21 protein-coding genes and 1 riboswitch are annotated in these 23,712 nt (G+C 60.5%); of the genes, 15 read left to right on the forward strand and 6 right to left on the reverse strand.

Annotated elements, in window-relative coordinates:
• Positions 1-23 precede the first annotated feature (23 nt).
• The gene (nadB, locus tag KQP88_RS19160) at positions 24-1,640 is read left to right on the forward strand and encodes an L-aspartate oxidase (protein ID WP_216703910.1); all 1,617 of its coding nucleotides are present in this window, start codon (positions 24-26) and stop codon (positions 1,638-1,640) included.
• Here the strand turns inward: nadB and KQP88_RS19165 are convergent.
• Together KQP88_RS19165 and KQP88_RS19170 are read right to left on the reverse strand one after the other, a co-directional pair.
• Entirely contained in the window at positions 1,609-2,073 is a 465-nt protein-coding gene (locus KQP88_RS19165) for a protein YgfX (protein WP_216703911.1), read from the reverse strand. The two genes, nadB and KQP88_RS19165, sit on opposite strands and share 32 nt — an antisense overlap.
• Positions 2,057-2,311, reverse strand: a complete 255-nt coding sequence (locus tag KQP88_RS19170) for an FAD assembly factor SdhE (protein ID WP_025261581.1) — start codon at positions 2,309-2,311, stop codon at positions 2,057-2,059. Before KQP88_RS19170 ends, KQP88_RS19165 begins: the two co-directional genes overlap by 17 nt.
• A gap of 142 nt (positions 2,312-2,453) precedes the next feature.
• Here KQP88_RS19170 and ygfZ point away from each other — a divergent pair, with 142 nt between their 5' ends.
• Positions 2,454-3,395 (forward strand): CAF17-like 4Fe-4S cluster assembly/insertion protein YgfZ, encoded by a 942-nt coding sequence (gene ygfZ / locus KQP88_RS19175; RefSeq protein WP_216703912.1) that lies wholly within the window; start codon positions 2,454-2,456, stop codon positions 3,393-3,395.
• 110 nt (positions 3,396-3,505) lie between these two features.
• Entirely contained in the window at positions 3,506-4,327 is an 822-nt protein-coding gene (locus KQP88_RS19180; protein WP_198726145.1) for an HDOD domain-containing protein, read from the forward strand.
• On the opposite strand, the gene KQP88_RS19185 is transcribed toward KQP88_RS19180, so the two are convergent.
• Both KQP88_RS19185 and KQP88_RS19190 read right to left on the reverse strand, forming a co-directional pair.
• A complete protein-coding gene (locus tag KQP88_RS19185) occupies positions 4,321-5,706 on the reverse strand; it encodes a sensor histidine kinase (protein ID WP_216703913.1) in 1,386 nt (461 codons plus the stop codon). The two genes, KQP88_RS19180 and KQP88_RS19185, sit on opposite strands and share 7 nt — an antisense overlap.
• Positions 5,699-6,370 carry a response regulator gene (locus tag KQP88_RS19190; protein WP_200992816.1) on the reverse strand — a complete coding sequence of 224 codons (672 nt, stop codon included), beginning with the start codon at positions 6,368-6,370 and terminating at the stop codon, positions 5,699-5,701. The genes KQP88_RS19185 and KQP88_RS19190 overlap by 8 nt, the downstream gene beginning before the upstream one ends.
• Before the next feature lie 432 nt (positions 6,371-6,802).
• Between KQP88_RS19190 and KQP88_RS19195 the strand changes: the two genes are divergently transcribed.
• The 4 genes from KQP88_RS19195 (at position 6,803) to KQP88_RS19210 (ending at position 10,847) form a co-directional block, all read left to right on the forward strand.
• Entirely contained in the window at positions 6,803-7,789 is a 987-nt protein-coding gene (locus tag KQP88_RS19195; RefSeq protein ID WP_200992907.1) for a Bug family tripartite tricarboxylate transporter substrate binding protein, read from the forward strand.
• 65 nt (positions 7,790-7,854) lie between these two features.
• Positions 7,855-8,313 (forward strand): tripartite tricarboxylate transporter TctB family protein, encoded by a 459-nt coding sequence (locus KQP88_RS19200; RefSeq protein ID WP_198726142.1) that lies wholly within the window; start codon positions 7,855-7,857, stop codon positions 8,311-8,313.
• Position 8,314: 1 nt separating this feature from the next.
• Positions 8,315-9,829 (forward strand): tripartite tricarboxylate transporter permease, encoded by a 1,515-nt coding sequence (locus tag KQP88_RS19205; RefSeq protein WP_200992817.1) that lies wholly within the window; start codon positions 8,315-8,317, stop codon positions 9,827-9,829.
• The gene (locus KQP88_RS19210; protein WP_216703914.1) at positions 9,822-10,847 is read left to right on the forward strand and encodes an AbrB family transcriptional regulator; all 1,026 of its coding nucleotides are present in this window, start codon (positions 9,822-9,824) and stop codon (positions 10,845-10,847) included. Before KQP88_RS19205 ends, KQP88_RS19210 begins: the two co-directional genes overlap by 8 nt.
• Positions 10,848-10,932: 85 nt before the next feature.
• On the opposite strand, the gene ung is transcribed toward KQP88_RS19210, so the two are convergent.
• The gene (gene ung / locus KQP88_RS19215; RefSeq protein WP_216703915.1) at positions 10,933-11,616 is read right to left on the reverse strand and encodes a uracil-DNA glycosylase; all 684 of its coding nucleotides are present in this window, start codon (positions 11,614-11,616) and stop codon (positions 10,933-10,935) included.
• A 132-nt stretch (positions 11,617-11,748) separates the two neighbouring features.
• Here ung and KQP88_RS19220 point away from each other — a divergent pair, with 132 nt between their 5' ends.
• Complete coding sequence (locus tag KQP88_RS19220; protein ID WP_216705999.1) at positions 11,749-12,855, forward strand: enoyl-CoA hydratase/isomerase family protein; 1,107 nt, start codon at positions 11,749-11,751, stop codon at positions 12,853-12,855.
• A gap of 221 nt (positions 12,856-13,076) precedes the next feature.
• On the opposite strand, the gene KQP88_RS19225 is transcribed toward KQP88_RS19220, so the two are convergent.
• A complete protein-coding gene (locus KQP88_RS19225; protein ID WP_216706000.1) occupies positions 13,077-13,418 on the reverse strand; it encodes a hypothetical protein in 342 nt (113 codons plus the stop codon).
• Between the two features lie 480 nt (positions 13,419-13,898).
• Positions 13,899-14,001: riboswitch (guanidine-I (ykkC/yxkD leader) on the forward strand.
• Positions 14,002-14,063: 62 nt separating this feature from the next.
• Here KQP88_RS19225 and KQP88_RS19230 point away from each other — a divergent pair.
• The 7 genes from KQP88_RS19230 to atzF all read left to right on the forward strand — a co-directional run bounded on the left by KQP88_RS19230 (position 14,064) and on the right by atzF (position 23,682).
• A complete protein-coding gene (locus KQP88_RS19230) occupies positions 14,064-15,137 on the forward strand; it encodes a putative urea ABC transporter substrate-binding protein (protein ID WP_216703916.1) in 1,074 nt (357 codons plus the stop codon).
• A gap of 27 nt (positions 15,138-15,164) precedes the next feature.
• On the forward strand, positions 15,165-15,980 hold the full coding sequence (locus tag KQP88_RS19235) for an ABC transporter permease (RefSeq protein ID WP_198726137.1): 816 nt from the start codon (positions 15,165-15,167) through the stop codon (positions 15,978-15,980).
• Entirely contained in the window at positions 15,977-16,741 is a 765-nt protein-coding gene (locus tag KQP88_RS19240; RefSeq protein WP_198726136.1) for an ABC transporter ATP-binding protein, read from the forward strand. The genes KQP88_RS19235 and KQP88_RS19240 overlap by 4 nt, the downstream gene beginning before the upstream one ends.
• 14 nt (positions 16,742-16,755) lie before the next feature.
• Positions 16,756-17,481: an urea amidolyase associated protein UAAP1 gene (locus tag KQP88_RS19245; RefSeq protein WP_200992821.1), complete on the forward strand. Its 726-nt coding sequence runs from the start codon at positions 16,756-16,758 to the stop codon at positions 17,479-17,481.
• Between the two features lie 12 nt (positions 17,482-17,493).
• Positions 17,494-18,108, forward strand: coding sequence for an urea amidolyase associated protein UAAP2 (locus KQP88_RS19250; RefSeq protein ID WP_200992822.1), 615 nt, complete (start codon positions 17,494-17,496; stop codon positions 18,106-18,108).
• 114 nt (positions 18,109-18,222) lie between these two features.
• Positions 18,223-21,831: an urea carboxylase gene (gene uca, locus KQP88_RS19255; RefSeq protein WP_216703917.1), complete on the forward strand. Its 3,609-nt coding sequence runs from the start codon at positions 18,223-18,225 to the stop codon at positions 21,829-21,831.
• 36 nt (positions 21,832-21,867) lie between these two features.
• A complete protein-coding gene (gene atzF / locus KQP88_RS19260; RefSeq protein ID WP_216703918.1) occupies positions 21,868-23,682 on the forward strand; it encodes an allophanate hydrolase in 1,815 nt (604 codons plus the stop codon).
• Positions 23,683-23,712 lie beyond the last annotated feature (30 nt).

The following is a 23,712-nucleotide window of genomic DNA, read 5'->3' on the forward strand; positions in this document are numbered from 1 at the left end:
GCCGCCAAAGGCAGAATTCATAGATGAGTCAACATTTTCAGCACGATGTACTGGTGATTGGCAGCGGCGCGGCAGGGTTGAGTCTGGCGCTGACCCTTCCCGGACATTTGCGCATTGCCGTCCTGAGCAAGGGCGACCTGTCCAATGGCTCTACATTCTGGGCCCAGGGCGGCGTCGCGGCCGTGCTCGACGACACCGACACCGTACAATCCCATGTCGAAGACACCCTCAATGCCGGCGGCGGCCTGTGCAATGAAGAAGCGGTGCGCTTCACGGTCGAACACAGCCGTGAATCCATCCAGTGGCTGATCGATCAGGGCGTACCTTTTACCCGTGGCGACCATTCGGACACCGAAGAAAGCGGTTTTGAATTCCACCTGACCCGCGAAGGCGGCCACAGCCATCGCCGGATAATCCACGCCGCCGACGCGACCGGTGCCGCCATTTTCAAGACCCTGTTCGAGCAGGCCAGCAAGCGCCCGAATATCGAGCTATTGGACCAGCGCGCCGCCATCGACCTGATCACCGAGCGACGCCTGGGCCTGACGGGCCAACGCTGCCTGGGCGCTTATGTACTCAACCGCAAGACCGGAGAAGTCGACACCTACGGCGCGCGCTTCACCATTCTGGCCTCGGGGGGTGCAGCAAAGGTCTACCTCTATACCAGCAACCCGGACGGCGCCTGTGGCGACGGCATTGCCATGGCCTGGCGTTCCGGCTGCAGGGTCGCCAACCTGGAATTCAACCAGTTTCACCCGACCTGCCTGTATCACCCGCAGGCCAAGAGCTTTCTGATTACTGAAGCATTACGTGGCGAAGGCGCGTATCTCAAGCTGCCCAACGGCGAACGCTTCATGCCACGCTTCGACGAGCGCGCCGAACTGGCCCCACGGGATATCGTCGCCCGGGCCATCGACCATGAAATGAAGCGCCTGGGCATCGATTGCGTCTATCTGGACATCAGCCACAAGCCTGAAGCCTTCATCAAGACCCACTTCCCGACGGTCTACGAGCGCTGTCTGGAATTCTCCATCGACATCACCCGACAACCGATTCCGGTGGTGCCGGCCGCGCATTACACGTGCGGCGGCGTGATGGTCGACAACAAGGGACGCACCGACGTGCCCGGTCTGTACGCCATCGGCGAAACCAGCTTCACGGGCCTGCACGGCGCCAACCGCATGGCCAGCAACTCGCTGCTCGAATGCTTTGTCTACGCACGCTCGGCGGCTGCCGACATCGAAGAGCAACTGACCCATATCCAGATGCCGGACAACCTGCCCGCCTGGGATGCCAGCCAGGTGACCGACTCGGACGAAGACGTGATCATCGCGCACAACTGGGATGAACTGCGGCGTTTCATGTGGGACTACGTCGGCATCGTGCGCACCAACAAGCGCCTGCAACGCGCCCAGCATCGGGTTCGCCTGCTGCTCGACGAGATCGATGAGTTCTACAGCAACTACAAAGTCAGCCGCGACCTGATCGAGCTGCGCAATCTGGCGCAGGTAGCAGAATTGATGATCCGCTCGGCCATGGAGCGCAAGGAAAGCCGTGGCCTGCATTACACCCTGGATTACCCGGACATGCTGCCTCAGGCGCTGGACACTATTCTGGTACCGCCCACCTACGCGAACTGAATTTCAGGCGTACGCGCAGGCGCCGATGGGTATCCGGCGTCAGTGCGTCACGAGGGATGCAGATGCTTTGCGTACAGCGCCCGACTCGCCCCTCTTTTACGGGACGAAAGCGCAAAATGACGATCCATGGCAAAGCCAGGCTGTCACGACAGAGCTGCACAGACTGCCAGCCGCCCTGCTCGCTCCATAACTGCCACCCCTTGCGATTACGCCGCAAGGCCGTCACTGCCGTGGGGTGACTGAGCAGGATCGATCGGGGAACGACCCACAATCCATGGACAACACAAAGCACAGCGCCGGGAACAGAAGCCCAGCCGGGAATATCGAGGTAAAACAGGGCAACGAGCGCCAGCAACTGGGCGCTCAGGTACCCGACCAACAGCAGGCTTGAAGCCTGCCAGTGGCACTCGAAACCATCACTTGGGCTGGACACGGTCCAGAATCATGCGAACCATGCGCTGCAACTCGGGATCTTCGGACTCGGCGCGCTGCATGAACCAGCCGAACATGTCCTGATCCTCGCAAGTGAGCAGGCGACGATAAAGGTCACGATCTTCCTGATTCAATTGCGGGTAGACTTCCCGGACAAACGGCACAAGCAGCACGTCCAGTTCAAGCATGCCGCGGCGGCTGTGCCAATAAAGGCGGTTGAGTTCTACGTCTTCGACCATGGAGCGCTCCTCAAAGTAGGCCGCGAGTATACAGGCGCGAGCCGATTGAGCGAATTGCCCAATGGTCGCAGCAGTTTTCATATACCCATATTCACGACTCGGCACTATGATGTGCCCCAGACTTTTTCCTCTTGCGATGACCATGGCCCACTCAGCTTTCTTCAGCACGCTATCCCATGAGGGCATTCTTGCCGTTCGCGGCGTGGATGCCAGCAAATTCCTGCAAGGTCAACTGACCTGCAACCTCAACTACCTGAACGATGGCAAATCCAGCCTGGGTGCCCGCTGCACACAAAAAGGCCGCATGCAGTCGAGTTTCCGCATCGTGCTCGAAGGCGATGGCTGCCTGCTGGCAATGGCCAGCGAGCTGATCGAACCGCAACTGCTGGACCTGAAAAAATATGCGGTCTTCTCCAAATCCAAGCTGACCGACGAGAGCGCCGCCTGGGTGCGTTTCGGCCTGCAGGATGGCGATGGCGCCCTGGTCAGCCTCGGGCTGGACCTGCCTCAGGACACCGACGCACTGGTGCGCGCCAACGATTTGCTTGCCATTCGCGTCTCCCCTGCCCGCGCCGAACTCTGGGTTCGTGCCGAACAGGCAGAAGAGGTGAAATCGCGACTGGCCGCCCAACTGCCTGAAGGCCCGCTCAATGACTGGCTTCTGGGCCAGATCCGTGCCGGTATCGGTCAGGTCGTGGGCACCACTCGCGAAGAATTCATCCCGCAGATGATCAATCTGCAGGCCGTCGGCGGTGTCAGCTTCAAGAAAGGCTGCTACACCGGCCAGGAAATCGTCGCCCGCATGCAGTATCTTGGCAAACTCAAGCGCAGGCTTTATCGCCTGACACTTGAAGCCAGCGAGCTTCCCGAACCCGGCACGTCACTGTTCTCACCTGTACACAACAGCGCCGTGGGCAATGTCGTTATCGCAGCCAGTGCCGAACAAGGCATCGAGTTGCTGGCGGTGCTGCAGGCCGATGCTGCCGAAAGCGGCAACCTTCATCTCGGCTCGCCAGACGGACCCACCCTGCAATTGAGCGAACTGCCCTACACCCTGGACAGCAAGCTCGAAACCCAGCGTTAAGTCACGCAGCGAACACCCGCGCGCTACAACTGTCACAAAAGTTATCAGGCCTCCTGACGCCCACCCGGCGCCAGGCGGTCTGAACACCCCTAACGGCTGCGAGATGCAACATGAGCAAGATGGCTGACGAGGTGCAGAGAAACCTGATCAAGGCAATCGATAGAGATGCCTTGTTTCTGCCTACCCTGCCAGAGGTAGCCTTGAAAATCCGCATGGCTGCCGAGAACACCGAAATAAGCATTGCCGAACTCAGCAGAGTCATCGGCAGTGACACCGCCCTGTCCGCACGCCTGATCAAGGTTGCCAACAGCCCGCTGCTGCGTGCCAACTTTGAAGTCAGCGACGTGAACACTGCGATCCGTCGCCTGGGGGTCAATTACACCTGTAACCTGGCCATCGGGCTCGTGGTCGAGCAGATGTTTCACGCCAAGTCGGAAGTCGTCGAACAGAAGATGCGGGAAATCTGGAAACAGAGCCTGCAGGTGGCCGGGATCAGCTACACCCTCTGCCATCGGCACACCAACCTGAAGCCGGATCAGGCGACGCTCGCCGGGCTGATTCACCTGATCGGCATCCTGCCGATCCTGACGTATGCCGAAGACCATTTCGACCTGCTGTCCGACGCAATCAGTCTCAACCATGTGATCGACAACATTCACCCGATCATCGGGGAACGCCTGCTGCGCTCATGGGATTTCCCGGAGCCGCTGGCAGCAGTCCCGGCGCAGTTCCAGGACTTCACCCGAGTGTCCCGGAGCGCCGACTACATCGATCTGGTGCAGGTCGCGACCATCCATATCCACAGGAACACCAATCACCCTTTCAGCCAGATCGACATTGTCGACCTGCCAGCCTTTCATCAATTGGGACTGAATGTGGCAGGTGGACTGCTGAGTGCGGAAATGGACGAAGCCATGGGCATGCTTTACTGATAGGCCGCAAAGCTGACCCGGACCTTGAGACCACGCTGCGCCCCGTCATGCAGGGATATCTGCGCCAGATGGGCGCGGCAGATCTCACCGACTATCGCCAGCCCCAGCCCGGAACCGTTGCCCTGCTGATTGCGACGGTAGAAACGCTCGAACACCCGCTCGCGGTCTTCCTGTGGAATGCCTGAACCATCGTCCTCGACCTCAAGAATGCACGGCGCATAGACCCGCAACACCACGTTGCCGCCTACCGGGGTATGCGCCAGGGCATTGTCGATCAGGTTGCTCAGCAATTCATTGAGAAGCGTCGGCTCCCCCCGCAACCAGACCGGCTCATCCGCTTCAAGAGCCAGGGCAACGCCGCGTGAATGGGCCAGTGGCGCCATGGCCATGCCCAGCTCGCGGGCCAGCTGGCTCAGATCCAGCTTCTGCACCCCGCCTTCGGCAATCGCCCGGGCACCATTCTCGATGCGCGCCAGTGACAACAACTGATTGGCCAGAGACGTCAGTCGATCCGTTCCCTGGGCAGCGGCCTCAAGGGTTGAACGCCACTGCACAGGGTCGGGATCGCGCAAGCCAAGCTCGACCCTGGCCTTGAGTGCAGCCAGTGGCGTGCGCAATTCATGGGCCGCATCGGCAATGAACTGAGCCTGCCGCTCGAACTGCAAACGCAGGCGCTCGGTGAAGTGGTTAAGCGCATTGACCAGCGGACGCAGCTCACGCTGGACCTCGACCATGGGCAGAGCGCGCAGGTCATCGGGTTGTCGCTCCTCCACGGCGGTGCGCAATCGCTCCAGCGGACGCAAGGTGGAACTGACCGTGATCCAGACCAGTAACAAGGCACCGCCGCCCAGCATGCCCAGGCGCAGCAGGGTGTCGGCCATGAGGCTGCGGGCCATGCGCACCCTGGCCTCCTGGGTTTCAGCCACGCGAATTTCCGCCATTCCGTTCATGCCGGGTTCGCTGACCGGCTTGAGCAGGCTGACCACTCGCACATCCTGGCCCAGGTAAACCCCGTTGTAGAACTTGGCGAGTGCCGGGTAATCGTCGGTGCGCAAGGTTCCGGACGGCGGAGAAGGCAGGTGTTCATAGCCCGAAATCAGCGTCTTGTTGATGTCGTTGACCAGGTAATAAATGCGGCCCTCGCTGTCGTAGGCAAAGGTATCGAGGGCCACATAAGGCACATCGGCACTCAGCGTACCGTCACGCTGGGTCAGGCCGGCCGCGATGGTCCGCGCCGAAGCCAGCAACGTGCGGTCATAGGCCGTATCGGCCACTTCCCGCCCATTCCAGTAGGCACTCATGCCGCTGGCCAGCATCAGCACGATCAGCAGCAATGCCAGGTTCCATAACAGTCGCCAACGCAGGCTGTCGTTATGCATCGCGATTTTCCAGCAGGTAACCCAGGCCACGGAAAGTCACGATCGCGATGGGGTGACCATCAAGCTTCTTGCGCAGGCGATGGACGTAGATCTCGATGGCATCCGGGCTGGCTTCTTCATCAAGACCAAACACCTGGGCCGCCAGTTGCTCCTTGCTCATCACCCGGCCCGGCCTGGCAATCAACACTTCGAGCACGGCCTGCTCACGGGAGGTCAGCGTCAGCAGATCGCTGCCCAGCGTGAAGCGCCTGGTGTCCAGATCATAGGCCAGCACACCGCAGCGCTGTTGCCGCTCACCACCCAGCACACTGCGACGCAGCAGCGCCTTGACCCGCGCCTCCAGCTCCGAAAGCTCGAACGGCTTGGCCAGATAATCGTCGGCCCCCAGATTGAGGCCGTGAACCCGATCCTTCACGTCGCTGCGTGCGGTCAGCATCAGCACCGGCAGATTCTTGCCCCGCGCCCGCAGACGCCCCAGCACTTCGAACCCATCCAGGCGCGGCAGCCCTACATCGAGGATTGCCACTGCATATTCCTCACTGCCCAAGGCCAGGTCGGCAGCCACGCCATCGTGCAGTACATCAACGTTCAAACCCGCGTTCTTGAGCGCCTGGGCGATACTTTCAGCCAATTGCAGATGGTCTTCGACGAGAAGAACACGCATCGCCGTCTCCTGAATCATGAATGGTGTAATGAAGGCACGAAGACGGAGTGTACAGGCGTGCCACAACCTGTGAAGCATTGAAACAACTGGAGGCTATTGAGTAGACACCTGAAAGATAGTTGAAAGGTTTTTGAAAGGTTCACCATTTAGCATCGCGATACGGCCCGCAAAAAGGGGCACGTAAATAAAGGCGCCCGGATGCGTCTGTAAAATAAAAACAATAAACGGAGTCAACCATGTCCAAGCCATCCCAGGCTTTGCAACCCGTCTACCGTGTCGAACCCTCGACCACCTCACTCCTGCTCTGCGATCCCACATCCCGCTTGCGATGCCCTCATCTGCGTCAACGATAAAGCGTGTCGCTCAACAGTCCGTTCGACACAAATCGTACTGAACAGCTTCTCTATCCAAAAACAAAAACGTTTCAGGAGACTGACCATGATTTTATCCTTGCGTCATTTGAGCCTGGCCGCCGGCTGCATGCTGGTTGCTACCCAATTGTTCGCCGCAGAACCCAAGCGCCCGGAATGTATCGCGCCGGCCTCGCCCGGTGGTGGCTTCGACCTGACCTGCAAGCTGGTACAGAGCGCGCTGATCAACGAAAAAATCCTGAGCACCCCGATGCGCGTGACCTACATGCCAGGCGGTGTCGGTGCCGTGGCGTACAACGCAGTGGTCGCGCAACGACCCTCCGATGCCGGGACACTGGTGGCCTGGTCCAGCGGTTCGCTGCTCAACCTGGCCCAGGGCAAGTTCGGCCGCTTCGATGAAAATGCCGTGCGCTGGCTCGCTGCAGTAGGCACCAGCTATGGCGCCATCGCGGTCAAGAGCGATTCGCCTTACAAAAATCTCGATGACCTGGTGCAAGCCCTCAAGACCGACCCAAGCAAAGTGGTGATCGGCTCCGGTGGCACCGTCGGCAGCCAGGACTGGATGCAGACCGCCCTGATCGCCAAAGCAGCAGGCATCAATCCTCGCGCCCTGCGCTATGTGGCACTGGAAGGCGGCGGTGAAATCGCGACAGCCCTGCTCGGCGGCCACATTCAGGTGGGCAGTACCGACATCTCCGACTCCATGCCCCACATCCTGAGCGGTGATATGCGACTGCTGGCGGTCTTCGCCGACAAACGCATCGACGAGCCGGAAATGAAAGACATTCCGACCGCCAAGGAACAAGGCTACGACATCGTCTGGCCTGTGGTTCGTGGTTTCTATGTCGGCCCCAAAGTCAGCGACGAAGCCTATGAATGGTGGAAAACCTCGTTCGACAAAATGCTGGCTTCCCCGGAGTTCGCCAAGCTGCGCGACCAGCGCGAGCTGTTCCCCTTCGCCATGACCGGTCCGGAACTGGACGCCTACGTCAAGAAACAGGTTGCGGACTACAAGATGCTGGCCAAGGAATTCGGCCTGATTCAGTGATTGTTGAACTCAATTGACTGACGACCCGTTGCGCCTGCCCGGCAGGCGCAAAACAGGAGCTTCCCATGGTCTTGCAACGCATTTTCGCTGCTGCACTGTTACTGGTATGCGCAGGCCTGACGCTGATGGCCTGGCCGTATCAGGCCCCGTTTTCCTATGAACCTGTAGGCCCTCGCGCCTTTCCGCTGTTGATGCTCGGGCTGATGGGCCTGGCTTTGCTGTACCTGCTGTTTCGCCCGACGCCCATCGTGCACTCCGAAGACGAACCGCCTCTGGATCGCGAAACCCTGATCAAGATCGGCACCTGCATCGCACTGCTACTGGTGTTCGCCGGTCTGTTCGAACCTCTGGGTTTCATCCTCAGCAGCATCCTGATCGGCATTCCCATGGCACGCCTGTATGGCGGTCGCTGGGTGCCAGGCAGCATCGTCGTGACCTTGATGAGCATCGGTCTTTATCTGCTGTTCGATAAAGCCATGGACGTCCCCTTGCCCCTGGGCCTGCTCAGCGTTCTGGAGAATTGATATGGATACTTTCAGCTATCTGGGCCAGGGATTCGGTGTCGCCCTCACGCCTTACAACCTGGTCACGGCATTGTCCGGCACCTTGATCGGCACCGTCGTCGGCCTGCTGCCGGGCCTTGGCCCGATCAACGGCGTCGCGCTGCTGATTCCCATCGCTTTCGCTCTGGGCCTGCCGCCTGAATCGGCGCTGATTCTTCTGGCTGCGGTTTATCTGGGTTGTGAATACGGCGGCCGCATCAGCTCGATCCTGCTGAACATCCCCGGCGAAGCCTCTACCGTGATGACCACGCTGGACGGTTATCCCATGGCCCGTAAAGGGCTGGCGGGTGTCGCGCTGTCGCTGTCGGCCTGGAGTTCCTTCATCGGGGCATTCATCGCCACCTGCGGCATGGTGCTGTTTGCGCCGTTACTGGCCAAGTGGGCGATAGCCTTCGGACCGGCAGAGTATTTCGTGCTGATGGTCTTTGCGATTGTCTGCCTGGGCGGTATGGCGGGTGATCGGCCACTCAAGACCTTTATCGCCGCACTGATCGGCCTGTTCCTTTCGGCAGTCGGTATCGATGCCAACAGCGGCGTGTACCGCTTTACCGGTGACAACATTCATCTGACTGACGGCATTCAGTTCGTGGTGCTGGTGCTGGGCCTGTTTTCCATCAGCGAGATTCTGTTGCTGCTGGAAAAAACCCATCATGGCCAGGAAGCCGTGAAAGCCACCGGGCGCATGATGTTCAACCTCAAGGAAGCTTCGGCGGTGTTCATCGTGAACATTCGTTGCGGCCTGCTCGGTTTCGGCCTGGGCGTACTGCCGGGCGCCGGTGCAACACTGGCCAGCGCCGTGGCCTACATGACCGAAAAACGCATTGCCGGCCCGAGCGGCAAGTTCGGCCAGGGCGACATGCGCGGCCTCGCAGCACCGGAAACCGCCATCGGCGCAACCGCCTGCGGCGCGCTGGTGCCGATGCTGACCCTGGGTGTTCCGGGTTCCGGCACCACGGCGGTGATGATCGGCGCCCTGTCGCTGTACAACATCACACCCGGCCCGATGCTGTTCCAGCAGCAACCGGACATTGTCTGGGGCCTGATCGCCTCGTTGTTCATCGCCAACATCATGCTGGTGATCCTCAACATCCCGATGATCCGCATCTTCACCCGCATCCTTGCCGTGCCGAACTGGGCGCTGGTGCCGGTGATCGCGATCATTACCGCGATTGGCGTCTATGCCGTGCATGCCACGACCTTCGACCTGTTCCTGATGGTGGGTATCGGTATCTTCGGCTACATCCTGCGCAAGCTGGATTTCCCGCTGTCGCCGATCCTGCTGGGCTTCATTCTGGGTGGTTTGATGGAGCAGAACCTGCGCCGTGCGCTGTCAATCTCCAATGGCGCGCTGGAAATCCTGTGGGCCAGCCCGATCAGCATCGGTGTCTGGATCCTGACGATTTTCATGCTGCTGTTCCCGCTGTACCGGATCTGGCGCAAGCGTTCCAAACAGTCTCGCGCACTGGCCGATGTCTGACCGGTCCTTTCGTAGCTGGTGGGGTACCCCGCTGGTCGGCCTGCTTGGCGGATACCTCGCCAGCCAGGTCGGCTGGCCTTTGCCATGGATGGTCGGCTCGTTGCTGGCGATCATCCTGGTTCGCTGCCTGACACCTTGGCAACTGACGCAAATCCCTGGCGGTCGCAAATTCGGGCAACTGATCATCGGCATCGGGATCGGTCTGCACTTCACCCCTGTGGTCATCGAACAAGTACTGGAACACTTCGGCCTGATTGTCGTGGGCGCGCTGGTCACCAGCCTTTCCAGCGTGGTCGGCGTGTGGCTGATGCTACGCACCGGAGAAGACCGCCCTACGGCGTTTTTCTCCAGCATGCCGGGTGGTTCGGGGGAGATGGTCAACCTCGGCGCACGCAATGGCGCGACCCTGAGCAGCGTGGCTGCGGCTCAAAGTCTGCGGGTACTGGCTGTGGTGCTGTGTGTACCGGCGATCTTCAAATACCTGCTGGGCGACGGCGCTCCGGCGCTGCACTCCACAACCGTAGACTGGCGGTGGCTGCTGTTTCTGCTGCCCGCTGGCGCTTTACTGGCTTTGCTCTGGCAACGCCTCAAACAACCCAACCCCTGGCTATTCGGCCCCTTGCTGCTCAGCTCGGTGGTCAGTGTCGCCTGGGACTTGAAAATCGGACTGCCCCACGGCGCCAGCCAGCTCGGTCAACTGCTGATCGGCAGTGGCCTGGGCTGTCATTTCAATCGTGAGTTCTTCAGGCGGGCACCGTCCTTTCTCGCACGAACGCTGGTGGGCACGGCGCTGACCATGGTGATAGCCACCCTCGCCGCCCTCGGCCTGAGCACCCTCACCCATCTGGACCTGCGCTCCCTGACCCTGGGCATGATGCCCGGCGGCATCGCCGAAATGAGCCTGACGGCGGAAGTGCTTCAGCTATCAGTGCCACTGGTGACGGCGATGCAGGTCATGCGCTTGCTGTTCGTGCTGTTTCTGGCAGAGCCGTTGTTTAGGCGATGGGATAGGAGATAGGAGCTGCAAGCTGCAAGCTGCAAGCTTTTGACTTAAAGCTTAAAGCTTAAAGCTTGAGGCTTGAGGCTTGCAGCTTTGGACTCCCCTACAGCCGCCAATCAATCGGCTCCAACCCATTCTGCTCCAGATACTTGTTGGTACGCCCGAAATGGCCGTTGCCCAGGAAGCCTTTATAGGCCGACAACGGTGACGGGTGGACGGAGGTCAGTACCAGATGCTTGGTGGCGTCCACCAGTTTCTGCTTGCTCTGCGCATGGGAGCCCCACAGCAGGAAGACCAGATGCGGCTGATGGGCGCTGACGACTTCGATGACTTTGTCGGTGAAATGCTGCCAGCCTTTGCCAGCATGCGACGCCGCGTTGGCCCGCTGCACGGTCAGGGTGGTGTTGAGCATCAGCACGCCCTGATCGGCCCAGGATTGCAGGCAGCCGTGGTTGGGGATGTCGATGTTCAGGTCGCGCTTCAATTCCTTGAAGATGTTCACCAGCGAAGGTGGCGCAGGCACGCCGGGCTGTACCGAAAAGCACAGGCCATGCGCCTGACCGGGGCCGTGATACGGGTCCTGGCCAAGAATCACCACTTTCACCTTGTCCAGCGGCGTCGAGTTGAGCGCATTGAAGATCAGCGGCCCCGGCGGATAGATTTCCTTGCCTTCGGCATGCTCCTGGCGCAGGAACTCACGCAGTTGCGACATGTAAGGTTTTTCGAACTCATCGCGCAGCGCCTGCTTCCAGCTGGGCTCAAGTTTGATGCGGTCATCGCTTGTCATGGTCATACCCGGTAAAAACACTGCGCGACACTAGGAAAGCTGGCTGCCAATGTCAAATGCGCAGCAGTAAACCAGCAGTTTCCTACACTGGATGGCAGAACGTCGTTTGTAACTGCCAATGAGAGGGTCATGATGAATCTGCAATTCGAAGAGCTTCACGGGCAAGATGGCGCCCGCATCGGCATCGCCAGCCTGGATGCCGAAAAATCGCTCAATGCCCTGTCGTTGCCGATGATTCTAGCCCTTCAGGACAAGCTCGCTGCCTGGGCTGACGACCCGCAGATCGTTTGCGTTCTATTGCGCGGCAACGGACCGAAAGCCTTTTGTGCCGGCGGTGAGGTCCGTTCGCTTGCCGAAGCCTGTCGCGAGGCTCCGGGCACCGTGCCACCTCTGGCGGCCAGCTTCTTTGCGGCGGAATATCGACTGGACTACAGCCTGCACACCTACCCCAAACCCTTGATTTGCTGGGGCCACGGCTATGTGCTGGGCGGAGGCATGGGGTTGCTGCAAGGCGCCAGCATTCGCATCGTCACCCCGAGCAGCCGTCTGGCGATGCCCGAAATCAGCATCGGCCTGTATCCGGATGTGGGCGCAAGCTGGTTTCTGTCTCGCCTGCCCGGGAAACTGGGCCTGTTTCTGGGGCTGACCGGTGCTCACATCAATGGCCGTGACGCACTGGATCTGGACCTGGCCGACCGCTTCCTGCTCGACGAACAGCAAGACGTGCTGATCGAAAGCCTGCTGCAACTGAACTGGCAGGAACAGACCGACGTACAGCTCAACAGCCTGCTCAAGGCTTTGCAACAGGAAGCCCTCCCCCGCTTGCCAGCCGCCCAGTGGCTGCCGCGCAGGGAACAGATCGATGAACTGCTGGATGTCGGGAATCTGCCCGGTGCCTGGAATGCCATCGAACATCTGCAGCATCGGGACGACGCGCTGCTGGCTCGTTGTGCGAAGAATCTGCTGGAGGGCTGCCCATTGACCGCTCATCTGGTCTGGGAACAGATCATCCGGGCGCGGCATCTTTCACTGGCCCAGGTATTCCAGATGGAATACGCCATGAGCCTCAACTGCTGCAGTCATCCGGAATTCAACGAAGGTGTACGGGCGCGACTGATCGACAAGGATCACACGCCACATTGGCACTGGCAGGATGTGGCCAGGATACCGAGAGCGGTGATCGAGGCTCACTTTGCCAAGGCCTGGGAAGGAAGGCATCCGCTGGCGGATCTGTCGTAACAACAAAGCTATCGATCAATTAATGCACAAACGACACGTGTGGGAGGCAGCTTGCTGGCGAAAAAGGCGTGAAACTGGCAGATATTCTGCGTCGTACGCTGAAGTCGCCAGCAAGCTGCCTCCCACAAAGTGAATTGTTGACTTAACTGATCGCAGCATTACTAGGTAGCGAATTCATTCGCGAATCCTTAGCGGATAAATCTCACCAAGCTGGTCAGTTATCAGTAACGGCCATCACCCCGGCCGCGATCCCATGACCCGCCGCCTCCGCGGTAGTCATTGCGATAGTCGTTACGGTAGTTGTTCCGGTAACCGTCGTTGCCACGGAACCGGTTGTCACGCCATCCGTGGCCCGGTGGCCGACCGGGGTTGTAATAGCGCGGTTGCGGTGGAGGACCGTAGTAGCGCGGCTGCGGCGGTGGCGCGTAATAACGCGGTGGCTGGCTGTAGTAATAGCGTGGTTGAGGCGCTACATAAATGCGCCGCTCTTGATAATAGGAAGAGCGGTAACCGTTGTCATAAGCATACCCTCCAGCGACGACAGTCGTCGGTTGTGTGTACACCTCGGATTCGTAGTAACCAGGACCTGCATAGCAGCCTGTCATGAACAGGGCCAGAAAAGCGATGAGCAAGGGTCTTCGATACATGGCGGCCTCCTTGGACCGCGATTGGGCACAACCAGCGACGCTGGTCGGCGTCTGCACATTGGGTCAGCAGACGATTAATCAGACAGCAAAAAGGCCATCTAGTGCGGGTTTCCCCTATCCATCCGTCCCATCAGATAGTGGCAAACTGACTCGCAAGCCCTTGATAAACAAGGCCACGCGGGCCTGACACCCTTCAGTACAAAGATGCTACAAAACATTTCAACCCCGGACGCCTCATCACGGTGCACCCCCGCACCAGCACAAGGCAATCCTGGGCAGGAAAAACCTGTCCTTTTTCCGACACCCACGGAGAAACAAGGCGTGTAGCAAGTTGGCACAACTCTCGCTTAACGATTGATGTGCAGGAGTCAACACAGCTTCGCGGCACCACAATTTGCAATAGCCGACTAGGGTTCCGGCTTGCCGACAGGCAAGTGGCTGGTCCGAGAGTCGGCGACCTCCAGTAGAGGTTACACGGCGGGATAAAAGCCCGGGAGACAGGACACCAGTGGTGTCGAGTGACTCCTGGCCGCCCCTTTCACTACTGGAGGTTTATTCAGCATGCACAAGCCAAAGTCTCGCCTGTCCGGTCTGCTCGCAGCAGGCCTCATCGCTGCATTGAGCCTCTCGGCACAAGCCGCCCCCAAAGATCACTTCAACGTCTGCTGGACGATCTACGCAGGCTGGATGCCGTGGGAATACGCTGGCACCCAAGGCATCGTCGACAAATGGGCGAAGAAGTACGGCATCAAGATCGATGTCACCCAGCTCAACGACTACGTCGAATCGATCAATCAATACACCGCAGGCCAGTTCGACGGCTGCACCATGACCAACATGGATGCCCTGACCATTCCGGCTGCCGGAGGCGTTGAAAGCACAGCGCTGATCGTCAGCGACTTTTCCAATGGCAACGACGGCATCGTCATCAAGGGCGAAGGCAAGAAAGTCGCAGACCTCAAGGGCATGGACGTCAACCTGGTAGAGCTGTCGGTTTCCCACTACCTGCTAGCCCGTGCGCTGGACAGCGCAAACCTCACCGAAAAAGACCTCAAGGTGGTGAATACCTCGGACGCCGATATCTCGGCGGCCTTCAACACCAGTGCAGTGAAAGCGGTCACCACCTGGAACCCGATGCTCTCGGATATCAAAGCCAAACCCGGCGTCACCCAGGTTTTCGACTCGAGCAAGATCCCTGGCGAAATCATGGACATGATGGTGGTCAACACCCAGACCCTGAAAGACAACCCGGCCCTGGGCAAAGCCCTGACCGGCGCATGGTTTGAAGTGGTTGCCCTGATGAACGCCAAGTCGGCAGCCAGCAAGGCGGCACTGGAGCACATGGCCAAGGCGTCGGGCACCGATCTGGCGGGCTTCCAGTCGCAGCTCGACACCACCCGGCTGTTTGCCACACCACAGGAAGCCCTGGCGTTCGCCACCAGCGCACAACTGCCGGACACCATGCGCAAGGTCGCCAGCTTCTCCTTCGATCATGGCCTGTTGGGCGAAGGCGCCCGAGATGCAGGCGCCGTGGGCATGTCGTTCGCCAATGGCGTGACTGAAGGCGACAAGGCCAACCTCAAGCTGCACTTCGACCCCAGCTACGTGCAGATGGCCGTCGACAACAAGCTGTAAAACGCACCCAGTCCAAAGGTCATTGCCATGCGCTTGATAAATAGACACCCGGATCGGGCCGGTCGCCTGATTCTGGTGATCCTGCCATTCGCCCTGTTGCTGTTCGCCTACTTCACAGGCTCGGCAACACGGCTGATGGAAAACCCCAACGACAAACTGCTGCCCAGCGCGGTGCAGATGGCCGATGCGGTCAGTCGCATGGCATTCACCGAGGACACACGCACGGGCAGCTATCTGCTGTGGCAGGACACCGGCTCCAGCCTGCAACGACTGGCGATCGGACTGGGGATCAGCGCCTTGCTGGGCCTGTGCCTGGGCATTGCGTCAGGCATTCTGCCAATGTTCGGGGCTCCGCTTTCACCGCTGCTGACGGTGCTGTCGATGGTCCCGCCACTGGCGATCCTGCCGATTCTGTTCATCGTGTTCGGGCTGGGCGAGTTGTCGAAAGTGATGCTGATCGTTATCGGTATCACGCCGATTCTGGCCCGGGATCTGGAACAGCGCGCACGGGAAATCCCCGTGGAATTGCTGATCAAGGCGCAAACCCTCGGCGCCTCGACCTGGACGCTGATCCTGCGGGTGATCCTGCCGCAACTGCTGCCACGCCTGCTGATCGCCTTGCGGCTGGTACTGGGTTCGGCGTGGCTGTTCCTGATCGCGGCCGAAGCCATCGCCTCCACGGACGGGCTGGGCTACCGGATTTTCCTGGTACGCCGCTATCTGGCCATGGACGTGATCCTGCCTTACGTGATCTGGATCACCCTGCTCGCCTGGCTGATGGACTGGGGCCTCAAGGCCCTGACCCGTCGTGCATTCCCCTGGTATGAAGGAGCACGAGGATGAGCTTTATCAGTGTGCGTAATGTCTGGCAGCAGTACGACGACCAAGTGGTGCTCGAAGGCTTGAACCTGGAAGTGGCCGAGGGTGAATTCTGTACCCTGGTCGGCGCATCGGGTTGCGGCAAATCCACCTTTCTGCGCCTGCTGCTGGGCCAGGAAATCCCCAGTCGTGGCGTTATCACCCTGGACGGAAAGGCTCTGGCCAGCGAGCCGGACCCAAGCCGTGGCGTGGTCTTCCAGCGCTATTCGGTGTTCCCGCACCTGAGTGTGCTGGATAACGTGGCGCTGGGTCTGGAATTGCCGAATGCTCGCTGGATTGGCCGCTTGTTCGGTCAGGCCAAGCGCGATGCCCGGGAACAGGCGGCCGTGCTGCTGCATAAAGTCGGGCTGGGCCATGCGCTGGACAAGTATCCCACTCAACTGTCCGGTGGCATGCAGCAACGGCTGGCCATCGCTCAGGCCCTCATCATGAAGCCTCGTGTCCTGCTGCTGGACGAGCCGTTCGGCGCGCTGGACCCCGGCATTCGCAAGGACATGCACAACCTGCTGCTGGAGCTGTGGCAGGAAACGAAGCTGACCGTGTTCATGGTCACCCACGACCTGTCCGAAGGCTTCAACCTCGGTACGCGCCTGATGGTATTCGACAAGGTGCGCCACGACCCGCACGCCCCCGGCGCCTATGGCGCACGCATCACTTACGACATCCCCTTGAACAGCGACCGCCGTGCAGCTCGCGCGGCTCTCGACTCGCTGCTACCGGCTTGAAAGGAGACCGACTCATGACTGACTCAACCACCCTGTTTCCCGTGTTCGCCGAAGAACTGCTGCCCGGCGGCGCCCACCGTTCATTCGTGCTCAAGCGCGGCGAACTGCTGCGCCTGACCGATCTGAACGGCAACGCCAATGTCAGCCTGACGCTGCTCAATGCCCATGAAAAGACCGAGCGCCTGAATCTGCCCGACAGCCTCAAGTGCCAACACACCGCCAAACTCACCAGCGGTCACTGCCTGTACTCGGACATGGGTCGTGTGCTGGCGGCGATCACTGCTGACACCTGCGGCTGGAGCGACAGCCTCGGCGGCGTACTCAACGCAGCGGAAGTCGAAGAGAAATACGGCCAGGGTCGCTATCAGGAACTGCGCAATGGCTTCTTCCGCAACGGCGTCGACAACCTGCTGGTGGAACTGGGCAAATGGGGCCTGGGCCTTTCTGACCTGCTGATGACCCTGAACCTGTTCAGCCGGGTCAATGTGGACGAAACCGGTGCCCTGCATTTCGTGCCGGACAACTCAAAGGCCGGTGACTACATCGAGCTGTATGCGCCGATGGACACCCTGGTGGTCCTCACCGCCCTGCAACACCCGATGGACCCCAACCCGCAATACGCCCCGCAACCCCTGAAGCTGAGCTGGATGAAAGCCGATGCCAGTGTGGCCGAGCACTGCCGTACCTCACGCCCGGAAAACGAGCGTGGCTTCATCAATACCGACCGCCTGTTTGCCTGAGGAGCCCTTGCCATGCATTCGACTCAACATTGCTGCGACGCCACCATCCCCGCTGGCGAACCCTTCCTGGCCGAGGTCAAGGCCGGGCAAACCGTCCGCATTCTCGACCTGGAAGGCAACCAGGCCGTCGATACTCTGTTCTACAGCCTGGCCAACCCACGCGAGCGTTATGACGTGCAACGCACCCTGCGCCGCCAGAACAATGTCTACCTGACCACTGGCAGCGTGCTGTATTCCAACCTCGGCAAGCCGATGCTGACCATAGTCGACGACACCTGCGGACGTCACGACACCGTCGGCGGAGCCTGCGCCCAGGAAAGCAACACCGTGCGCTATGCCCTGGAAAAACTCCACATGCACAGCTGCCGTGACAACTACCTGCGCGCCTGTGTTCATGACGGCCGTCTGGGCAAGGGCGACATCGGCCCGAACATCAATTTTTTCATGAACGTCCCGGTAACGGCCGAAGGCGGCCTGACGTTCGAGGACGGCATTTCCGCGCCCGGCAAATACGTCGAATTGCGCGCCGAAATGGATGTGATCGTGCTGATCTCCAATTGCCCGCAATTGAACAACCCCTGCAACGGTTACAACCCGACTCCGGCCCGACTGCTGATCCGCGACTGATCCAGAAAAAACGAGCCCTCCACAACGGACGACCGTTGTGCACAACGACCCATAGCGGGACGGCCCGCTTCCCATCACGAAACCGAGCAAATCTGGGTTTCCGGGGTTTATGCCATGTTCGACAAACTGCTGATCGCCAACCGTGGCGCCATTGCCTGCCGCATCCTGCGAACCCTGCGCACCTTGAAGGTCAAGGGTATTGCGGTCTACTCCGAAGCCGATGCCGCCAGCCTGCACCTGATGCAGGCCGACGAAGCCCACAGCCTGGGAGAAGGCGGTGCTTCGGGGACTTATCTGGCGGTCGACAAGATTCTCGCCATTGCCAAAGACAGTGGCGCCAAAGCGATTCATCCCGGCTACGGTTTTCTGTCTGAAAACGCGGCGTTCGCACAGGCCTGCGAAGACGCAGGCATCGCCTTCGTCGGCCCGACGCCCGAGCAACTGCGCGTCTTCGGCCTGAAGCACACCGCTCGCGCACTGGCCAAAGAACATGGCGTGCCCATGCTCGAAGGCACCGAACTGCTCGACAGCCTTGAGTCGGCACTCACGGCGGCACGCGACATCGGTTATCCGGTGATGCTCAAAAGCACCGCTGGCGGCGGTGGCATCGGCATGCGTGTCTGCCGCAGTGCCGAAGAGCTGGCTGAGTCCTTCGAGGCCGTGAAACGCCTTGGGCAGAACAACTTCAGCGACGCAGGCGTCTTTATCGAAAAATACATTCAGCGCGCTCGCCACCTTGAAGTGCAGGTTTTCGGTGACGGCCAGGGCGAAGTGCTGGCGCTGGGTGTACGCGACTGCTCGGTACAGCGTCGCAACCAGAAAGTGCTGGAAGAAACCCCGGCGCCCAACCTGCCGGACGGCATGGCCGAAGAACTCTGCGCGGCGGCCATCAAGCTGGCCAAGGCGGTCAACTATCGCAGCGCGGGCACTGTGGAGTTTGTCTTCGACAGCGAAGATCAGCGCTTCTACTTCCTGGAAGTGAATACCCGCCTGCAGGTCGAACATGGCGTCACCGAGCAGGTATGGGGCGTCGACCTGGTTGGCTGGATGGTGCAACTGGCGGCCGGTGATCTGCCGCCGCTCAGCCAGTTGCAGGCCAACCTGCAACCGACCGGCCATGCCATTCAGGCGCGCCTGTATGCCGAAGATCCGGGACGCGACTTTCAGCCCTGCCCCGGCCTGCTGACCGCCGTCGACTTTCCGACTGCCGATGGTAAAACCCTGCGCATTGATACCTGGGTCGAAGCCGGTTGCGAGATCCCGCCGTTTTTCGATCCGATGATTGCCAAGCTCATCAGTTGGGCGCCGGATCGTCAGCAAGCCAGCGATGGATTGTCCAACGCATTGAACGACACACGCCTGTATGGCGTGGAAACCAACCGTGACTATCTGCGGCAGATCATCGTTGATGCGCCCTTTGCCAGCGGCCAGCCATGGACCCGCTGCCTGGAAGGCCTGATCTACCAGGCCGACACCTTTGAAGTGCTCAGTGGCGGCACCCAGACCACGGTGCAGGACTATCCGGGCCGTCTCGGTTACTGGGCCGTCGGCGTACCGCCTTCAGGGCCGATGGACAGCCGGGCCTTGCGCCTTGGCAACCGCCTGCTGGGCAATGCCGAAGGTTGCGCGGCACTGGAAATCACCATGAGCGGCCCACTGCTGCGCTTCAATACCGATGCGGTGGTGGCGGTGACAGGCGCGCAGATCCCGGTCACTCTGAACGGCGAGGCGCAGCCCATAAATACGGCGCTGCTGGTATCCGCCGGTTCGACTCTGGCGCTGGGCACCATTGCCGGTGCCGGGGCGCGCAGTTACCTGTGCGTACGTGGCGGGCTGGATGTGCCGGATTATCTGGGCAGCAAAAGCACCTTCACCCTCGGCCAGTTCGGCGGGCATGGTGGACGGGCATTGCGCGCGGGTGATGTGCTGCATATCACGGCCCTTGCTGATCGCAGCACCGGGCAGCGTGTGCCGGATGAGCAGATCGAGCCCCTGGCGGATGTGCGTCAGATTCGCGTGATCTACGGGCCTCACGGTGCGCCCGAGTATTTCACCGAGGGTTATATCGACACCTTCTTTGCCACTGACTGGGAAGTGCATTTCAACTCCAGCCGAACCGGCGTGCGCCTGATCGGGCCAAAGCCTGAGTGGGTGCGTGCCGATGGTGGTGAGGCGGGCCTGCATCCGTCCAATATTCATGACAATCCCTACGCCATCGGCGCGGTGGATTTTACCGGCGACATGCCCGTCATCCTCGGCCCCGACGGCCCGAGCCTGGGCGGATTCGTCTGCCCGGTGACCATCATCGAAGCGGACCTGTGGCAACTGGGGCAACTCAAGGCCGGAGATAAAGTTCGCTTCAGCCCGGTAAGCCTGGAAACAGCCCGCCCCCTAATCCGTAGGAGCGACTTCAGTCGCGAAGGCCATGGAACCCATTCGCGGATGAATCCGCTCCCACAGAGCGACGGGCTGGCATCACCTGTTGTGCTGGACATCGGCCAGGACGACAAACGTCTGGTCGCACGACTCTCGGGCGATACCCATGTGCTGCTGGAAATCGGTGCGCCCGAGCTGGACCTGGTGCTGCGCTTCCGGGGACATGCCTTGATGCAGGCGCTGGAAAGCAAGGCACTGCCGGGCGTGATCGATCTGACACCGGGCATTCGCTCCCTGCAAGTGCATTACCAACCCGAACAACTGCCTCTCAAGACACTGCTGGATATCGTCGCCGGTGAATGGGATGCCGTCTGTGCAACCCGGGATCTGCAAGTCCCGTCACGCATCGTGCATCTGCCGTTGTCCTGGGACGATCCGGCCTGCCAACTGGCCATCGAAAAATACATGACCACCGTGCGCAAGGATGCGCCCTGGTGCCCGAGCAACCTGGAGTTCATCCGCCGCATCAACGACCTGCCCAATCTGGACGAAGTGCAACGCACAGTATTCGACGCCAGCTATCTGGTCATGGGCCTGGGCGATGTCTACCTCGGCGCACCGGTGGCCACGCCACTGGACCCGCGCCATCGTCTGGTCACCACCAAATACAACCCGGCACGCACCTGGACTGCCGAAAACTCGGTGGGCATCGGCGGTGCCTACATGTGCGTGTACGGCATGGAAGGCCCCGGCGGCTATCAGTTCGTGGGCCGCACCTTGCAGATGTGGAACCGCTATCGCGAAGTCGCCGCCTTTGACGGCAAACCCTGGCTGCTGCGCTTCTTCGACCAGATCCGTTTTTATCCGGTGAGTGCCGACGAGTTGCTGCGTATCCGCCGGGACTTCCCGCTGGGTCGCTACCAGTTGGAGATCGAACACAGCACCCTGAACCTCGCCGACTATCAATCGTTTCTGGCCAAGGAAGCCGAGGGCATCGCCGCCTTCCGCGGCCAGCAGCAAGCCGCGTTCCAGGCCGAGCGCGAGCGCTGGATCGCCAGCGGGCAAGCCAATTTCGAGAGCGAGGAAAGTGCTGCGCCGCTCACTGACGAGCCCGCGCTCGAAACAGGCCAGCAAGGGGTCGATAGCCATATCGCCGGCAACCTCTGGCAAGTGCAGGTCCAGCCGGGTGAACGGGTTACGGCGGGCGATGTGCTGGTGATTCTGGAGTCCATGAAAATGGAAATCCCGCTGCTGGCTCCCGTAGACGGCATCGTTCGCGATGTACGGGTACAGCCCGGCTCGGCGGTGCGCGCCGGTCAGCGTGTGGTCGTTCTGGAAACGGACTGAAAACGTATGCCTTCAACTCTTTCGACGGAATTCGCCATGAACCACAACGTACTCCCAAGCGACCTGCAACTGGATACCGTGCGTGCCGCTTACCAGTCCGGCAGCCTGACGCCACGGCACCTGATCCTGGCCCTGCATGAAAAGGCCGCCGCGCTGAATCCTGATTTTCACCTGTTCATTCATCTGCTCAGCCCGGCCGAACTGGAGCCTTACCTCGCCGCGCTGGAAAAAAGCGAGATCAAAGACCTGCCGCTGTACGGCATACCGTTTTCGATCAAGGACAATATCGACCTTGCAGGCATTCCTACCACCGCAGCCTGCCCGGCTTACGCCTATGTACCGCAACGCTCGGCGACCATTGTCGAGCAACTGATCGCCCTGGGCGCGGTGCCCATGGGCAAGACCAACCTCGATCAGTTCGCCACCGGCCTGAACGGCAGTCGCTCGCCTTATGGCGCGTGCCCCAACAGCGTGCTCAAGGAGTATCCGTCCGGCGGTTCAAGCTCCGGCTCGTCGCTGGCCGTGGCACTGGGTGTCAGCAGCTTCTCGCTGGGCACCGATACCGCAGGCTCGGGTCGGGTACCCGCTGCGCTGAACAATCTGGTCGGCATGAAAGCCAGCAAGGGGCTGATTTCAACGGCAGGCGTGGTGCCGGCCTGTCGAACGCTGGATTGCGTCACCACCTTCACCGCCACAGCGCGGGAAGCCAGCCAGTTGCTGGGGCTTGTGGCCAGACCGGACCCGCGGGATGAATACAGCCGCAGCAATCCGCTATGGAACGACGCCTCGGCGTTCGGAGCCCCCCGCGCTTTCCGTTTCGGCGTCCCACGAGCTGAAGACCTGGAGTTCTTCGGTTGCACCGAAGGCCCGCAACTGTTTGAAGCAGCGCTCGTTCATCTCACGGCAATGGGCGGCGAAGCCGTGACACTGGATCTGTCGCCGTTCCTTGAGGCGGCGCGACTGTTGTATGAAGGCCCTTGGGTTGCCGAACGCTACAGCGTGGCCGGGCAACTGATGCAGGAAAATCCCGAAGCCGTTCTACCGGTTATCCGTGCCGTACTGGCCAAGGCACCAGCAGTGACCGGGGTCGATACGTTCAGGGCTCAATACCGTCTACAGGTACTCAAGGCGATTTGCGACAAGGCACTCGAAGGGCTGGATTTCGTGGTCACGCCCAGCATCGGGCGTCCGGTCACCTCGGCAGAACTCGAAGCCGAGCCGGTGTTGCGCAACTCGGAGCTGGGTTACTACACCAACTTCGTCAATCTGCTGGATTACGCAGCCGTTGCAGTGCCCAGTGCCGTCATGAACAACAGCCTGCCCTGGGGCGTGACGCTTTTTGGTCGGGCCTTTACCGATCAGTACCTGCTGAGCATGGCCGATGCCCTGCAACGCCAGACCGCACTGCCGCTGATTGGTGGTCGCATGCCCGACCTGCCTCAACCCAAGTCTGCCGCCCGCAATGACATGAGTCGTCTGGTGGTCTGTGGCGCCCATCTGGATGGACTGGCCCTGAACTGGCAGCTCAAGCAGCGCGGCGCACGTCTTCTGGAGGTGACGCACAGCTCGCCCGATTATCAGTTGTACGCACTGGCAGGCGGCCCGCCGTTTCGTCCGGGCATGCTGCGTGTCGCCGAACATGGCGTTGCGATAGAAGTGGAAGTCTGGGAACTGCCGAGCCATGAACTGGGCTCGTTCCTGACCGGCATTCCTGCGCCGCTGGGCCTGGGCAAGGTGCAACTGGCCGATGGCCGCTGGGAAAGCGGTTTCATCTGCGAGCCTTACGGCCTTGAAGGAGCGACCGATATCAGCCATCTGGGCGGCTGGCGTGCGTACCTGCAACAGCGATGAATACATAAATAGATAGGCAACTGCGCAGCA

The organism is Pseudomonas lijiangensis (assembly GCF_018968705.1).
Classification (GTDB): domain Bacteria; phylum Pseudomonadota; class Gammaproteobacteria; order Pseudomonadales; family Pseudomonadaceae; genus Aquipseudomonas; species Aquipseudomonas lijiangensis.

Excerpts from the sequence above, each read along its gene's own strand:
- ung (WP_216703915.1), bottom strand. The coding sequence starts at position 11,616 with ATGACAAGCGATGACCGCATCAAACTTGAGCCCAGCTGGAAGCAGGCG.
- KQP88_RS19180 (WP_198726145.1), top strand. The coding sequence starts at position 3,506 with ATGAGCAAGATGGCTGACGAGGTGCAGAGAAACCTGATCAAGGCAATC.
- KQP88_RS19185 (WP_216703913.1), bottom strand. The coding sequence starts at position 5,706 with ATGCATAACGACAGCCTGCGTTGGCGACTGTTATGGAACCTGGCATTG.
- KQP88_RS19240 (WP_198726136.1), top strand. The coding sequence starts at position 15,977 with ATGAGCTTTATCAGTGTGCGTAATGTCTGGCAGCAGTACGACGACCAA.
- KQP88_RS19220 (WP_216705999.1), top strand. The coding sequence starts at position 11,749 with ATGAATCTGCAATTCGAAGAGCTTCACGGGCAAGATGGCGCCCGCATC.
- KQP88_RS19230 (WP_216703916.1), top strand. The coding sequence starts at position 14,064 with ATGCACAAGCCAAAGTCTCGCCTGTCCGGTCTGCTCGCAGCAGGCCTC.
- atzF (WP_216703918.1), top strand. The coding sequence starts at position 21,868 with ATGAACCACAACGTACTCCCAAGCGACCTGCAACTGGATACCGTGCGT.
- uca (WP_216703917.1), top strand. The coding sequence starts at position 18,223 with ATGTTCGACAAACTGCTGATCGCCAACCGTGGCGCCATTGCCTGCCGC.
- KQP88_RS19210 (WP_216703914.1), top strand. The coding sequence starts at position 9,822 with ATGTCTGACCGGTCCTTTCGTAGCTGGTGGGGTACCCCGCTGGTCGGC.
- KQP88_RS19205 (WP_200992817.1), top strand. The coding sequence starts at position 8,315 with ATGGATACTTTCAGCTATCTGGGCCAGGGATTCGGTGTCGCCCTCACG.
- ygfZ (WP_216703912.1), top strand. The coding sequence starts at position 2,454 with ATGGCCCACTCAGCTTTCTTCAGCACGCTATCCCATGAGGGCATTCTT.
- KQP88_RS19170 (WP_025261581.1), bottom strand. The coding sequence starts at position 2,311 with ATGGTCGAAGACGTAGAACTCAACCGCCTTTATTGGCACAGCCGCCGC.
- nadB (WP_216703910.1), top strand. The coding sequence starts at position 24 with ATGAGTCAACATTTTCAGCACGATGTACTGGTGATTGGCAGCGGCGCG.
- KQP88_RS19190 (WP_200992816.1), bottom strand. The coding sequence starts at position 6,370 with ATGCGTGTTCTTCTCGTCGAAGACCATCTGCAATTGGCTGAAAGTATC.
- KQP88_RS19200 (WP_198726142.1), top strand. The coding sequence starts at position 7,855 with ATGGTCTTGCAACGCATTTTCGCTGCTGCACTGTTACTGGTATGCGCA.
- KQP88_RS19245 (WP_200992821.1), top strand. The coding sequence starts at position 16,756 with ATGACTGACTCAACCACCCTGTTTCCCGTGTTCGCCGAAGAACTGCTG.
- KQP88_RS19235 (WP_198726137.1), top strand. The coding sequence starts at position 15,165 with ATGCGCTTGATAAATAGACACCCGGATCGGGCCGGTCGCCTGATTCTG.
- KQP88_RS19250 (WP_200992822.1), top strand. The coding sequence starts at position 17,494 with ATGCATTCGACTCAACATTGCTGCGACGCCACCATCCCCGCTGGCGAA.